Source organism: Gilliamella sp. Pas-s27 (assembly GCF_009795865.1).
Classification (GTDB): domain Bacteria; phylum Pseudomonadota; class Gammaproteobacteria; order Enterobacterales; family Orbaceae; genus Gilliamella.
This window is the reverse complement of sequence record NZ_WTEW01000018.1, coordinates 1-14,770: the sequence shown is the minus strand read 5'-3', so window position 1 is coordinate 14,770 and position 14,770 is coordinate 1. Positions and strand designations below refer to the sequence as shown.

Genomic DNA, 14,770 nt, shown 5'->3' with positions numbered 1-14,770 from the left:
ATCATATTTATACAAATTATGGTTATTGAATTAATCGGTGATGGTATTGAAAATAGACGTATAATAATGCCACTTAAATAATGAGTTGAATTAAAATATGAAATTAAACTATAGATTACAGGGTAATGGACAACCGATTGTATTTTTGCATGGGGTTTTTGGTAGTTTAGATAATTTAAATATGCTAGCAAAAGAGTTTGCAAAGCATTATCAAACCGTGCAAGTTGATTTGCGTAATCATGGGTATTCGCCTTGGTCTGATAAAATGGACTATCAAGTGATGGCCGAAGATGTGGCCGAACTTTGTCATGATTTAAAGTTAAAAGAGATGATATTAATTGGTCATTCTATGGGCGGAAAGGTTGCTTTGCGATTGTCACAACTGCTCTCTAATGATATTCAAAAAATAGCCGCAATTGATATTGCGCCGATAAAATATTACCGCTCAGCCAATGCGATTATTCTAAGAGTATTAACTTATTGTCTTACAAACCATATTACCGATAAAAAACAGATCATGGATTTGATGAAACAAGCCGGCATTAATGATGCAATCATTCTTTTTTTATTAAAGTCGTTTAAAAATGAACGTTGGTTATTTAATGTTCAAGCTATTAATGATCAGTATGAACATATTTGTGATTGGCAAATAATTTCGCCTTGGTTAAAACCAACGTTATTTATACGAGGTGGCAATTCAACTTATATTACGGATGATGCTTATCAAGCTATTTTTGATCAATTTCCTAACGCGAAAATCGAAGTGGTTGAAGGCGCAGGGCACAATGTCCACGCCGAAAAAGCGCAACAAGTTTTACAACTTTTGCATAACTGGTTAGGTGACTAAATGATGTTTAATTGATAAATATTAATGTAAATCACAAAAAAAGCGCTGTTGCTTGGCGACTTGTTTATTCGGTGTGCTAACTGTTATCATCACCATTTTACACTGGGCATTATAGATTTTGTTTGTGATCTTATATTGCCAACCAGAAGGGATAATTTTGTGGCTAGTATAGGGATAACTATCAAGTAGCTGAAACGCAATTTTATTGGCACGTAGATTGTTGGCAAAGTAGCGATGTTTATTGAGTAATGTTTGTTGGTAATTAATAAAACCCAACATAATAATTGAAAATAGTAGTGTAGCTATCATGACTTCAATCAGACTAAAGCCAGCAAAATTTTTATTATTCACAATAAATAGCCTTTTTTTCAGGGCAATAGTCGAGCCAATGGCCTTTTTCAACAATCAATCGATTATTATCAAAATGTGCAAGCGTATATAGAAAAAAATCTTCATCTTCGGCTTCGCCTCGGACTAATACATAATTATCAACTTTTAATAAAGATCGCTTTATACAGGCCTTTAAATGATACGTTGGTTCGGTCATACAATGCCAATTAGCCTTAGGGGCTTGCCAATTTTGAGTTATTGCCCAAGTTAAAGATGAATTAGCTTGATTAAATTGCCGATAATATTGATTTTCTATTAAGATGGCTTTTTGCCACGAGCAAATAAGTAAATTGAAACCAATTAATAACACCAACCCAACAACCATCAAAATGATCATCATCATAATGGTGCTAAATCCAGACGAGGCGGGGTTTGAGTTAAAATTGATTTTCATTTTTGATAATTTCAGTGGTGTGATATTTAATTTGCTTATTTTTTATTAATTCTGCTGTAATTGATAAACTAATTGCATCGGGGAGCTGTTTTATTGCAAAATCGATTACTTTGATTTCGTTTGAATCAAATAAGTTTTCCCATTTTCTTCCAAAACAATTTAATGATCCTGTTCTATAGGCTATGTTGTTTTCTTTATAGCGATAGGTAAAAACATCTGATTTCATGGGGTTTTCAATGTTCCAAACCCAAGAATTGCGGATTTCACTGTCATATCGAAGGATAATACATTTCATCCGTTCATTAATTTCAATCGCTTTGGTTGTCATTTTTTGAGGATCATTTGCAATGAAACCTGCTCGCTTGATATCTTTTTTCATGCCAGCTAATCCAAGATCGATTGCCTGCTGTAAACGTGTTTTTTGGTAATATTGCATAATATTGGTTTGTAATTGAATATAAAATGACGTCATTCCCATAATAATAAGGCTAGATAATATGATGCTAATAAGCATTTCAAATAAGGAAAATCCAGCTATTTTTAACATGGTGGTAGGCCAGGTATATGACTGTTTTCTGCGCAAAAACGAATGCGCCCAAGAAAGGAAACAAAAACTCTGCTGGTACCTATTTTATTTTTTAATTGAAAAGACATCGTTTGTGCTAAGTTACGGCGTCCTAAAATTAAAGCGTCTTTATTGTTTGATAGTTCACTAATTTCAACAGAATTATCTGGTTTTATAAAATAAAGCACACCTTCATTACACGAGGTGGGTTTTTCATCTTGAGTAATTGCGATGCACCATGGTGATGTAAATTGGTGAATAATATAATTTTCATTTTTAGTTGAAGCTTTTACTTGAACTTCATATATAAAATAAGCAAGTTGCTTCGTTGTAGATGCTAACTCGTTTTGAAGTTGCTGTTCTTTCCAATACTCAATACCAATAGCGGCTAAAATAGCACTAATGCAGACAGTTATTAACAACTCCAGTAATGAAAATCCCAAATCTTGCATAAGATTGTCTTTGTAAATATCACGATGCAAGTAGTGTATATTTGAATAAAATAACTGTTTATTTGACATGCTAAATTTGTGATGCATCATCCAAATAAAATATGTTTTTTTCGACAATGTTTTATTTTTTCTTTTAATAAAATTAATTAGTTAAGAATTGCACTAAAAACAGTTCAGGAAAGTTATTGATTTTATTGAATTTTTTATTTTAGGTGTTTTCCCATTATTTGTATTGCATCTGCTAGCATTTCGATTGTTTTGGATTGCTCTTATATTGATCTTGACGATCTGATTAAACCACTTAAAAAGCAGGAAAGATTATATTATACTGTTTGTTCATTTATTATTTGCCAACGGATTTATAAGTTAAAGGAAACTTGAGATGCAACAATTACAAACTATTATTGAAGCAGCATTTGAACGACGTGCTGAAATTACACCATCAAATGTGGATACCGTAACTCGTGATGCAATCAATCAATGTATCGCTTTATTAGACAGCGGTAAGATGCGTGTCGCCGAAAAAATCAATGGCGATTGGGTGACTCACCAATGGTTAAAAAAGGCTGTTTTGCTCTCTTTCCGTATTAACGAAAACCAATTAATCAATGGTGGGGCGACTAACTATTATGACAAAGTGCCATTAAAATTTGCTGAATACGACGAATCAAGATTCCAACAAGAAGGTTTCCGTGTTGTTCCATCTGCTATTGCTCGTAAAGGGGCTTATGTTGCTCGTAATACTGTATTAATGCCATCTTATGTCAATATTGGTGCTTATGTTGATGAAGGTACTATGGTTGATACATGGGTAACTGTTGGTTCTTGTGCACAAATTGGTAAAAATGTTCACCTGTCAGGTGGTGTGGGAATTGGTGGTGTTTTAGAGCCGTTACAAGCTAACCCAACAATTATTGAAGATAACTGTTTTATTGGTGCACGCAGTGAAATTGTTGAAGGTGTAATTGTTGAAGAAGGCAGCGTAATTTCAATGGGCGTGTTTATTGGTCAAAGTACTAAAATTTACGATCGTGCAACGGGTGAAGTTCATTATGGACGTGTGCCAGCAGGTTCTGTGGTTGTTTCTGGTAATTTACCAACCAAAGATGGTAAATATAGCCTCTATTGTGCGGTTATTGTGAAAAAAGTGGATGCTAAGACTTTAGGTAAAGTTGGCATCAATGAATTACTTCGTACTATTGATTAATTTTACATTTGTTTTTTTAAACCGCTTAACTTGTTAGGCGGTTTTAATATTATTTTATAACCATTAAGTTTATAACCATTAGAAGAGGAGAATTTATGCCTTCTTTTGATATCGTTTCTGAAATCCAAATGCCTGAAGTTAAAAATGGCGTTGAAAATGCTACTCGAGAGCTAACCACCCGTTGGGATTTTAAAAATGTTGAAGCATCGTTTGAGTTAAATGAAAAAAATGAAACGATTAAAGCAACGAGCCAATCTGATTTCCAAGTACAACAATTACTTGATATCTTACGAGATAAACTTGCTAAACGTGGTATTGATGGTGGTGCACTTGAAATCCCTGAAGAAATGGAGCACAGCGGTAAGCTTTATAGTATTACGGTTAAACTTAAGCAGGGGATTGATAAAGAGTTAGCTAAGAAAATTGTAAAAGCAATTAAAGACAGCAAAATTAAAGTACAAGCCCAAGTGCAAGGCGAACAAGTTCGTGTGACAGGTAAATCACGCGATGACCTACAAGCGACGATGGCGTTAGTTAAAAACGGCGAATTTGGTCAACCATTCCAATTTACTAATTTTAGAGATTGATGCTTTTTGTGAGTAATATTGCCGATATTTATCGGTAATATTATCTTTTCCAACTAATTGTTTACCTTCATTTTTGTAAAGAATTTTAAATAAAATAAAGAAAGATTAAGAAAAGGCCTCATTTTAAGCATGATTGTTTATAAAATAAAACGATAGTGCTTTAAAACTTATACATAAGTAGCTTAAAGAGCAAGATTTTTTTTGATGAATACGTTATGCTATTTACTTGTCTATCCTCTTAATTATAACAATATTTATTATGATAAAAAAATTAGCTCTATTTTTATTTTTTCTTGTCTTTTCTGGTCCTTTATTTGCGCAAGAACTAAATGGCAAAACAAACGCAGAAAAGAAAGTCTTTATTGATAATCTATTATCAAAAATGACGATCCAAGAAAAAGTGGGGCAACTGCGTTTAGTCAGTGTTGGTGGTGATCTAACATTAAATAAAGTACTTGATCAAATCGAAGCAGGTGAAATTGGTGGTATTTTTAATACTATTGTTGAGCCAGATCTTTCTCAAATGCAGGAACGTGCTTTAAAATCCCCTAATAAAATTCCTCTCTATTTTGGATTTGATATCATTCACGGTCATCGAACCGTGTTTCCAATTAATTTAGGTATTGCATCAACGTGGGATCGTAGTGCGATAGCTAAAGCTGCTGAAGTATCAGCCGATGAAGCAACATCGGATGGATTAAACGTTACTTGGGCACCGATGGTTGATATTACACGCGATCCAAGGTGGGGCCGTGTGTCAGAAGGATTTGGTGAAGATCCTTATTTGACATCAGAGGCGGGACGAATTTTTGTTGAAAAAATGCAAAAGCAGTCGCTTGCAGATAAAAAATCTCTAGTTACTACAGTAAAACACTTTGCACTCTATGGTGCAGTTGAAGGCGGACGTGAATATAATAGTACGGATATGAGTGAACGTAAAATGTTCCAAGAGTATCTTGTGCCTTATAAAGCCGCAATTGATGCTGGTAGCCGTGCTGTGATGGTTTCGCTTGTGAGTGTTAATGGTATTCCTGCGACGGCAAATCATTGGTTATTAACCGAAGTATTACGTAATCAGTGGCATTTTGATGGCGTTGTGGTAAGTGATCACGGGGCGATACGTGAACTGATTAATCATGGTGTGGCCAGTGATCCGAAAGATGCCGTGCGAGTTGCGATTAAAGCGGGTATTGATATTAGTATGAACGATGAATACTTCTTACAATTTTTACCTGAATTAGTTAAAGAAGGGGCGATTACCGAAGATGAAATTAATCAAGCTTGCCGTCATGTTTTAGAGTTAAAATACGATATGGGGTTATTTAGTGATCCTTATCGCAATTTAGATCCGAAATTAAATATTGAAACGATGTTTGCTAACGATCGTTTGCATCGTGAGGAAGCGCGTGATGTGGCTCGACGTAGCATTGTTCTATTAAAAAATAACAATGAAATTCTACCATTAACTAAGAATAAAAAAATTGCAGTTATAGGTCCATTAGCTGATTCACAACGTGATATTTTAGGTAGTTGGTCAGGAGCAGGGCGTGCTAATTTGGCGGTAACGCCATTAGAAGGCATTAAACGTGCAGTTAATAATTCAAAATCAGTAAGTTATGCATTTGGTGCTAATCTTTCAGATGATGCAAATTTGTATCGATTTTTAAATTTATACGGAGAAACCACCAAATTTGATCATAGATCAGCGAAACAAATGATTACCGAAGCCATTGGTATCGCTAAAAAATCGGATGTTGTAGTTGCTTTTGTTGGCGAAGCTGAAGGTATGGCTCATGAATCATCAAGTCGAACAAATCTTTCTTTGCCCGCAACCCAAAAACAGTTACTTAACGCATTGAAAAAAACGGGTAAACCGTTGGTTATTGTCTTAATGAATGGTCGTCCATTAACGTTATCTGAAGAATATGCACAAGCTGATGCTATGCTTGAAACGTGGTTTTTAGGAACGGAAGGTGGTAACGCTATTGCTGATGTGTTATTTGGTGATTATAACCCTTCAGGAAAGTTGCCGATGTCTTTTCCTGATAATGTTGGACAAATCCCTGTTTATTATAGTCATCTAAATACAGGACGTCCAAGAGGTACTGAAAATATGGGCAAATATACGACGTCGTATTTTGATAGTCCAAATGATCCGTTATTTCCATTCGGTTTTGGTTTAAGTTATACCAACTTTGCAATGGACTTTTCATTATCGAGTTCTGAAATGAACAAAGATGGCGAAATTATTGTTAAAGTGAATGTTGAAAATATCGGTAATAAAGAAGGGATGCAAACGGTGCAACTTTATTTGCAAGATGTGACAGCATCAGTAAGTCGCCCTGTTAAAGAGTTGATTGGTTTTGAAAATATTAATTTAAAGCCTCATGAAAAAGGCGAAGTTGAGTTTGTTATTAAATATGACATGTTAAAATTTTGGAATGATAAAATGGAATATGTTGCAGAACCAGGAAAATTTAATGTGTTTATTGGTAGTGATTCAAGAACGCAAGATAAGAAAACCTTCTCTTTGCTTGATAAATAAATTTTAATTTCCGTCGACAGTTGTCGACGGTTTTGTTGCTGTGGTCAGTATTATGTTTGAATTTGATCTTATTTTACAGCTTCTTCAACAAATGTGTGTTTATTTAGTGATAGCTTATTTGCTAAGTAAAACACCTATCGTTATTCCGCTTATGCAAGTGACAGTGCATTTGCCTCATAAATTAGTTTGTTACTGCATTTTTTCATTATTTTGTATTATGGGTACCTATTTTGGCCTGCATATTGAAGACACTATTGCCAATACACGAGCCATTGGTGCTATTTTAGGCGGTTTACTTGGTGGCCCTGTCGTTGGTCTGTTGGTTGGGATCACAAGTGGTATTCATCGTTATACTTTAGGGGGAATTACAGCTGAGAGTTGTATGCTATCTACTATTTTAATTGGGTTAATTAGTGGGTTATTGCATTATGTATTGATGAAAAAGGGGCGTGTTGATCTGATTTATAATCCACTTTTAGTTGGTATGTTAGGTTTATTAGTTGAATCGCTTGAAATGATCTTAGTCTTACTTATCTCTCGACCTTTTGATGTAGTGTTACATGCTGTTAGCAGCATTGCAGCTCCCATGATTGTAGCCAATAGTATTGGTGCTGCGATGTTTATGAGGATTTTACTTGATAGACGCGCGATGTTTGAGCGTTATACTTCAGCTTTTTCAGCTAAGGCATTAAAAATCGCTGTGAGTACCGAAGGTTTGTTGCGTGATGGTTTTAATCAGCAAAATAGTACTAAAGTTGCCAATATTATTTATCAAGAACTTGATATCGGTGCTGTTTCAATTACCGATCGGGAAAAAATACTCGCATTTATTGGTATTGGTGATGACCATCATTTGCCTGGAACATTGATAACATCTAATAGTACTTTAGAAGCGATCGAGAAAAATGAAGTGCAATATCTTGATGGCGTTCATCAGCCTTATCAATGCTCAATCAATAAAAGCTGTCGTTTAGGATCGACTCTCGTGATTCCTTTGAGAGGAGAAAATAATACTGTTGTGGGGACAATTAAACTTTATGAAGCAAAAAATACGTTATTTAGTTCGATCAATCGAACCCTTGGCGAAGGAATTGCAAGTTTATTGTCTGCACAAATTTTGGCTGGTCAAAATGAGCACTATAAGCAACTGTTATCTAGAACTGAAATTAAATTGTTGCATGCGCAAGTTAATCCTCACTTCTTATTTAATGCCTTAAATACACTATTGGCGGTTATTCGGCGTGATAAAACACAGGCATCACAATTAGTACAAAACTTATCAACCTTTTTCCGGAAAAATTTAAAACGAACAGAAGAAATTGTTACATTAAAAGATGAAATAGAACACGTTAATGCTTATTTACAAATTGAAAAAATGCGTTTTATGGATCAGTTAACTATCAAAATTGATATTTCCCCTCAACTAGAATATGCACAATTGCCTGCTTTTTCATTGCAACCGATTGTTGAAAATGCTATTAAACATGGTACATCTCAATTACTTGGTGATGGTAATGTAACTATTTGTGCTTATAAGTCAGATCAATCATTGGTTTTAGAAGTGATCGATAATGCAGGTCATTATCGTGAACATAAAAAAGATACCAAAGGTTTGGGGCTTAATTTAGTTGATAAACGAATTAAGATTCGTTATGGTGAAAAGTATGGTATAAAAATAGTATGTAAACCTGATGAATATACTAAAGTTATGCTAATACTACCTTTACAAGAGGATATCAGTGCGTAATGTTAAACGTTATTATTGTTGATGATGAATTACTTGCCCGTGAAAATTTACGCTGTTTGCTTGAAACTGATCCTGAAATTAGTATCGTGGCTGAATGTAACAATGCAATTGAAGCGATTCGTGCAATTCATCGACTTCAACCCGATGTCGTGTTTTTAGATATCCAAATGCCTAAAATAGATGGTATGGAAATGTTATCAATGCTTGATCCTGAAACTATGCCAAGAATTGTGTTTTTAACAGCTTATGGTGAATTTGCGGTTAAAGCATTTGAAGAACAAGCATTTGATTATTTGCTTAAGCCTGTTGAACAAGAACGATTAAACAAAACTTTATATCGTTTGCATAATCATTGTTCTTCAGGAAATATCAATCAATTAAATGGCATTAATCAAAATCTAAAATATGTCCCATGTGTTGGCCATAACCGAATTTATTTATTGAATTTTGATGATGTATTTTATGTCTCCTCCAAAATAAGTGGTATTTATGTATTTAATCAAGAAAATAATGAATATCTAACCGAATTAACATTAAAAACTCTTGAGAATAAAACGGACCTTATCCGTTGCCATCGGCAATATCTGATTAATCTGAAAAAACTTAAAGAAATTCGTTTTAATCAAACTGGAGGGGTTGATGTTATTCTTATCAACGATGTTTCTGTGCCAGTTAGCCGTCGTTATTTAAAATCACTTAAAGAGCTATTGGGATTATAATAACCTTGATATCTTTTTGCCTTATTACTATTTCTTTTACCGCTAAGTTGCCAATTATAACCACTCACACTCTTTATCTAACCTATAACCTAAATATTGTTATCATTCTTAAAAACAAAAAATTACTATACGCTTGAACACAAAAAGGTCTTTAGTTGTTGCTTATTTCTTTAGTTTGTATGAAAAATAGGTGTTGATATTGGTAAAATTTCCGTTTTATCTTGTCACAATGTCTTTTAACAATACGCATTATGGTACTAAGTAACAAACTAATTAATCTTATAAATCACAAAGAGAATCATTATGAATAATAAAATCTTTAAGCATATTCCATGGTTCATCCTAGCTTTTGTTGGTGCATGTTGTTTAGCTGTTGTTGCACTACGGCGAGGTGAACATATTAGTGCACTTTGGATTGTTGCGGCGGCAGTTTCGATTTACTTAGTCGCATATCGATACTACAGCTTGTATATTGCTAAAAAAGTAATGCAATTAGATCCAACTCGTGCAACTCCAGCAGTCCTCAATAATGACGGTTTAAATTACGTTCCAACGAATAAATATGTATTGTTTGGGCACCATTTTGCCGCTATTGCAGGTGCAGGACCTTTAGTCGGTCCAGTACTTGCTGCCCAAGTGGGATATTTACCGGGTACGCTCTGGTTACTGGCTGGTGTTGTTTTTGCTGGTGCTGTACAAGATTTTATGGTGCTATTTTTATCATCTCGCCGTAACGGTTCATCTTTAGGCGAAATGATTAAAGAAGAAATGGGACCAATACCAGGCACGATAGCGCTATTTGGTTGCTTCTTAATTATGTTGATCATTTTAGCTGTATTGGCGCTAATTGTGGTTAAAGCCTTGGCGGAAAGTCCATGGGGTGTTTTCACTGTTTGCTCAACTGTGCCGATTGCTCTGTTTATGGGGATCTACATGCGATTTATTCGACCAGGTAGAGTAGCTGAAGTATCTGTGATTGGTATTGTACTACTTGTTTTATCTATCTGGTTTGGTGGTGTTATTGCTCATGATGCATATTGGGGCCCAGCTTTAACCTTCAAAGCAACAACGATTACTTATGTATTAGTTGGTTATGCATTGGTTTCTGCAATGTTACCTGTATGGTTAATTTTAGCGCCACGAGATTATTTGGCGACTTTCCTAAAAATTGGTGTTATTGTTGGTTTAGCGATTGGTATTGTTATTTTAAATCCTGATTTAAAAATGCCATCTGTTACACAATACGTTGATGGTACAGGACCTGTTTGGAAAGGGTCGTTATTTCCATTCTTATTTATCACTATTGCCTGTGGTGCAGTTTCTGGTTTCCACGCATTAATTTCGTCAGGTACTACACCTAAATTACTTGCTAATGAAAACGATGCCCGTTTTATTGGTTATGGTGCAATGTTGATGGAATCGTTTGTTGCGATGATGGCTTTGGTTGCGGCGTCAATTATTGAACCTGGTCTTTATTTTGCAATGAATACACCACCTGCAGCATTAGGTATTACTATGCCTGATCTTCATAAACTTGGTACTGAAGATGCGCCGATGATCATGGCTCAATTGCAAGACGTAACAGCACATGCTGCGGCAACAGTGAGCTCTTGGGGGTTTGTTATTTCTCCAGATCAAATTATCCAAACCGCAAAAGACATTGGTGAACCATCAGTACTAAATCGTGCCGGCGGTGCGCCAACATTAGCAGTAGGAATTGCGCATGTGTTCCATCAAATTCTACCTGGTGCAGATATGGGCTTTTGGTACCATTTTGGTATTTTGTTTGAAGCGCTATTTATTTTAACAGCACTTGATGCAGGTACCCGATCTGGCCGCTTTATGCTACAAGATTTATTAGGTAATTTTGTTCCATTTTTGAAAAAAACAGACTCACTTATTGCTGGTTTTATTGGCACAATTGGTTGCGTTGGTTTGTGGGGCTATTTACTCTATCAAGGTGTAGTTGATCCATTAGGTGGCGTTAAGAGCTTATGGCCATTATTTGGTATTTCTAACCAAATGTTAGCCGCGGTTGCATTAGTCTTAGCAACAGTTGTATTAATCAAAATGAAACGAGCGCAATATATTTGGGTAACTATCATTCCGGCTATCTGGTTATTGATTTGTACAACATGGGCATTATCATTGAAATTATTTAGCAATAACCCGCAATTAGAAGGTTTCTTCTATTTAGCGAATGAATACAATCGTCGCATTGCTGAGGGTAGTGATTTAACCGCACAACAAATTGATAATATGCACCATATTGTTATTAACAATTATACCAATGCGGGTTTAAGTATCTTATTCTTATTGGTTGTTTACGGTATTATCTTCTTTGGTATTAAAACGGCGTTAAAAGTACGCAATAATAAACAAAGAACAGATAAAGAAACGGCTTATGTGCCAATTCCTGAGGGTGGCGTGAAGACATCGATGTCGCATTAAATACTAAGCAATAGGATACTATTAATTATAGTATCCTAGCCGTATTATCTAGAATCAATTTGCTATTTTATACTCAACAATCTTAAGTCTATTGTTGAGTATTTTTTTAGGTAATAATGGTTATATACTGTTGTAAAAATAAAATCTAAAGCTAATTAACTTTTTACATAGGATGATACCGTGCAAAATGATATTACTTTTTATCAACGTTTTAAGTCTGATATATTAGCAGGTCTAAAAGTCATTACTATCAGAGATAGAAGTGAATCACATTTTAAAGTTGGTGATAAGCTTCGTGTTGGAACTTTTGAAACTGATGAGTATTTTTGTACTATAAAAATAATTAGCGTTACACCAATTACTCTTGAACAATTAACAGAAGAACACGCAAAACAAGAGAATATGACATTAAGTGAATTGAAAAAGGTGATTTCAAATATTTACCCAAATGAAAATCATTTTTTTGTCATTCATTTTTCGCTCTTATAACAAAAAGACGCATTGTTAATGCGTCCTGTTTATTTTTATAACCAAATAGAATGAATAATATTAATGATTTATGGGCAGTACATCCAAAGTTAAACCATTCACACCAATAACTTCAACTGTTTGGCCAATATCTAAATCTTGATCACAGCTAGCTGACCACGTTCCATCTTTGATTTTTACTCGACCTGAACCATTAACAATAGCATCAGTGACAACGGTTTTAATACCAATTAAATCTTGTTGTGGTTGATTGATTTCGCCTTTACTAGATTTATCTTTACCTTGCTTTTTGAGCCAAAGCCACCAAAGGTAAGCAGATACAAGCGTTAGAATTGCAAATAAAATCCACAAAGTTGGCCAAGAAAGGGGTAAAACCCAAGCAATTAGACCAACAATAATGGCTGCAATTCCACTCCAAAGCCCGTAGCCACCCGTGCCAAGTAACTCTGCAATCAGCAGTAAACCTCCTAAGGCAATAAATACCCAATGAGGCGAATTATAGAAAACCATAAAAAAATCATTCATTATCAATTACCTTTAAAATTCATTCAGTAAAAATCTTAAACATAGCGTTTATAAATTTTGTCAAAAAATTTTAGGGAAACACTATGTTTAAGTATAAAAATTGATTTTTTATTTCGTATTTTTAATCAATTCAGCAATACCGCCAATGCTACCCATTAAACTTGACGCGTCAAGTGGCATCATAATCACTTTACTATTATCAGCTGAGCCAATTTGTTGTAACGCTTCAGTATATTTTTGGGCAACAAAGTAGTTAATTGCATTAATATTACCTGCTGCAATTGCATCAGAAACCATTTGAGTAGCTCTTGCTTCTGCTTCAGCAGCACGTTCACGAGCCTCAGCTTGTAAAAAGGCAGATTGTCTTTCACCTTCTGCTTTTAAGATTTCAGATTGCTTTTCACCTTCTGAGCGTAAAATCGCAGCTTGGCGAACACCTTCCGCTTCAAGAATTTCTGCACGTTTATTACGTTCTGCTTTCATTTGCGCATTCATCGCAGCAATTAATTCTGTTGGTGGGCGAACGTCTCGAATTTCAATACGAGTAATTTTAATTCCCCATGGGCTAGTTGCATCATCAACAATGCTTAATAACTTAGAGTTGATGTGATCACGTTGTGATAACATTTCATCCAATTCCATGCCACCAAGCACGGTACGGATATTGGTCATCATTAAATTAATCACCGCACGTTCAAGCTGATTAACTTGATACGCAGCTCTTGCAGCTTCTTGCACTTGAATAAAACATACCGCATCGATTTGCACATTGGCATTATCTTTTGAAATAACTTCTTGTGATGGAATATCAAGTACTTGTTCCATCATATTAATTTTACGACCAACACCATCCATAAATGGAATAATGATATTTAAACCAGGTTCAAGGGTATGGGTATATTTACCAAAACGTTCAATAGTATATTGATAACCCTGTGGAACGATCGTAATTGCTTTTAAAACCGTAATTAACGCAAGTAAAACAATAACACCAATGACGATATAAAATACTGGCATAGTTCAAAAATCCTTATAATTTTTTATAATAAAAATGAGTTAGCTATTTTATAGATTATTGAATTTTTTGACTAGTTTTAATTCATATTATAGAAGTACATTGCCAGTATACTCACCAGCTTATAATTTCAAATAATATTGTAAAAATAACTAAATTTGTTATTTGTTTAATGAAGACATTGTTTGTAGAGCAAGGCTAATTATTATGTTGATGGTGCTGAGTTAGAGGGCTTTGAAGCGATCTTTGATCATCTAATTATAATGGTCATATTGCTAGATTCAAAAATGATTTGAACTAGTTCCAAATGATATGAAAATAAGTTTGGGATGACTTTCAATAAAAAATTTAGATTTTTACCATAACCTATTGGTGAGTTTTTAACTTAACGCTAAACTATGTCTTACTGCTACAGTCATAATTATTGGCAATAAGTTTAGCTAACATAACTAAACTACAAAATATAAAAAACAATAAATATCCTCCTAAATCATGCTATTTAAACAGTATCAAGTTTAGATATAACAATAAAACACAATAGGAATTAAAATGGAAAAAACGACGATTGATCAACAAATTGAACAGCTCAAAAAAATAACCCGAGAAGATGGCATCGAAAAATATATAGATGCTCAGTTACGATTGGTTACCATTTATTATTTAGGTAAAAACGATATTGAACAAGCAGAAATTTGTTTATTAAAGATTGACAAGCAGGCTAATCCTAAAGCTTATGCCGATGCGCAATTCTTTTTAGGTACAATTTATGAATATGATAAAGAAGATATAAAGCAGGCAGAATTATATTATAAAAAGGTTGAAAGAGAGGATAATGCC

The 14,770-nt window shown here is 34.4% G+C and carries 14 protein-coding genes and 1 pseudogene; 9 read left to right on the top strand and 6 right to left on the bottom strand.

From position 1 onward, the window contains the following. Positions 1–97 precede the first annotated feature (97 nt). Complete coding sequence (locus GQ589_RS08015; protein WP_160425475.1) at positions 98–847, top strand: alpha/beta fold hydrolase; 750 nt, start codon at positions 98–100, stop codon at positions 845–847. Positions 848–868: 21 nt separating this feature from the next. Here GQ589_RS08015 and GQ589_RS08010 read toward each other — a convergent pair whose 3' ends face one another. From GQ589_RS08010 to GQ589_RS07995, 4 genes are read right to left on the bottom strand one after another with little or no spacing between them, the layout of a single operon-like run. Then, a complete protein-coding gene (locus tag GQ589_RS08010) occupies positions 869–1,198 on the bottom strand; it encodes a prepilin-type N-terminal cleavage/methylation domain-containing protein (protein ID WP_160411354.1) in 330 nt (109 codons plus the stop codon). Continuing rightward, on the bottom strand, positions 1,191–1,631 hold the full coding sequence (locus GQ589_RS08005; protein ID WP_160425473.1) for a DUF2509 family protein: 441 nt from the start codon (positions 1,629–1,631) through the stop codon (positions 1,191–1,193). Before GQ589_RS08005 ends, GQ589_RS08010 begins: the two co-directional genes overlap by 8 nt. After that, the gene (locus GQ589_RS08000) at positions 1,615–2,178 is read right to left on the bottom strand and encodes a prepilin peptidase-dependent protein (protein WP_160425472.1); all 564 of its coding nucleotides are present in this window, start codon (positions 2,176–2,178) and stop codon (positions 1,615–1,617) included. The genes GQ589_RS08005 and GQ589_RS08000 overlap by 17 nt, the downstream gene beginning before the upstream one ends. Continuing rightward, positions 2,172–2,648, bottom strand: a complete 477-nt coding sequence (locus GQ589_RS07995) for a prepilin-type N-terminal cleavage/methylation domain-containing protein (protein ID WP_160425471.1) — start codon at positions 2,646–2,648, stop codon at positions 2,172–2,174. The genes GQ589_RS08000 and GQ589_RS07995 overlap by 7 nt, the downstream gene beginning before the upstream one ends. Before the next feature lie 382 nt (positions 2,649–3,030). Between GQ589_RS07995 and dapD the strand changes: the two genes are divergently transcribed. The 7 genes from dapD to yqfB all read left to right on the top strand — a co-directional run bounded on the left by dapD (position 3,031) and on the right by yqfB (position 12,393). Next, on the top strand, positions 3,031–3,855 hold the full coding sequence (gene dapD / locus GQ589_RS07990; RefSeq protein WP_160400440.1) for a 2,3,4,5-tetrahydropyridine-2,6-dicarboxylate N-succinyltransferase: 825 nt from the start codon (positions 3,031–3,033) through the stop codon (positions 3,853–3,855). A gap of 95 nt (positions 3,856–3,950) precedes the next feature. Further along, positions 3,951–4,442: a YajQ family cyclic di-GMP-binding protein gene (locus tag GQ589_RS07985; protein ID WP_160400441.1), complete on the top strand. Its 492-nt coding sequence runs from the start codon at positions 3,951–3,953 to the stop codon at positions 4,440–4,442. A 259-nt stretch (positions 4,443–4,701) separates the two neighbouring features. Beyond that, positions 4,702–6,987: a beta-glucosidase BglX gene (gene bglX / locus GQ589_RS07980; RefSeq protein ID WP_160425469.1), complete on the top strand. Its 2,286-nt coding sequence runs from the start codon at positions 4,702–4,704 to the stop codon at positions 6,985–6,987. 52 nt (positions 6,988–7,039) lie between these two features. After that, positions 7,040–8,734, top strand: a complete 1,695-nt coding sequence (locus tag GQ589_RS07975; protein ID WP_160400443.1) for a sensor histidine kinase — start codon at positions 7,040–7,042, stop codon at positions 8,732–8,734. Further along, complete coding sequence (btsR, locus tag GQ589_RS07970; protein WP_160411347.1) at positions 8,734–9,453, top strand: two-component system response regulator BtsR; 720 nt, start codon at positions 8,734–8,736, stop codon at positions 9,451–9,453. The genes GQ589_RS07975 and btsR overlap by 1 nt, the downstream gene beginning before the upstream one ends. A 300-nt stretch (positions 9,454–9,753) precedes the next feature. Beyond that, positions 9,754–11,904, top strand: a complete 2,151-nt coding sequence (locus tag GQ589_RS07965; RefSeq protein ID WP_160425515.1) for a carbon starvation CstA family protein — start codon at positions 9,754–9,756, stop codon at positions 11,902–11,904. 180 nt (positions 11,905–12,084) lie between these two features. Then, entirely contained in the window at positions 12,085–12,393 is a 309-nt protein-coding gene (gene yqfB, locus GQ589_RS07960) for a N(4)-acetylcytidine aminohydrolase (RefSeq protein ID WP_160400445.1), read from the top strand. Between the two features lie 60 nt (positions 12,394–12,453). Here yqfB and GQ589_RS07955 read toward each other — a convergent pair whose 3' ends face one another. Continuing rightward, positions 12,454–12,918, bottom strand: a complete 465-nt coding sequence (locus GQ589_RS07955) for an NfeD family protein (RefSeq protein WP_202112437.1) — start codon at positions 12,916–12,918, stop codon at positions 12,454–12,456. A 108-nt stretch (positions 12,919–13,026) separates the two neighbouring features. Beyond that, entirely contained in the window at positions 13,027–13,935 is a 909-nt protein-coding gene (locus tag GQ589_RS07950; RefSeq protein WP_160400446.1) for an SPFH domain-containing protein, read from the bottom strand. A 547-nt stretch (positions 13,936–14,482) separates the two neighbouring features. Here GQ589_RS07950 and GQ589_RS07945 point away from each other — a divergent pair. Further along, positions 14,483–14,770, top strand: a pseudogene (locus GQ589_RS07945) (hypothetical protein); the annotation flags it as partial.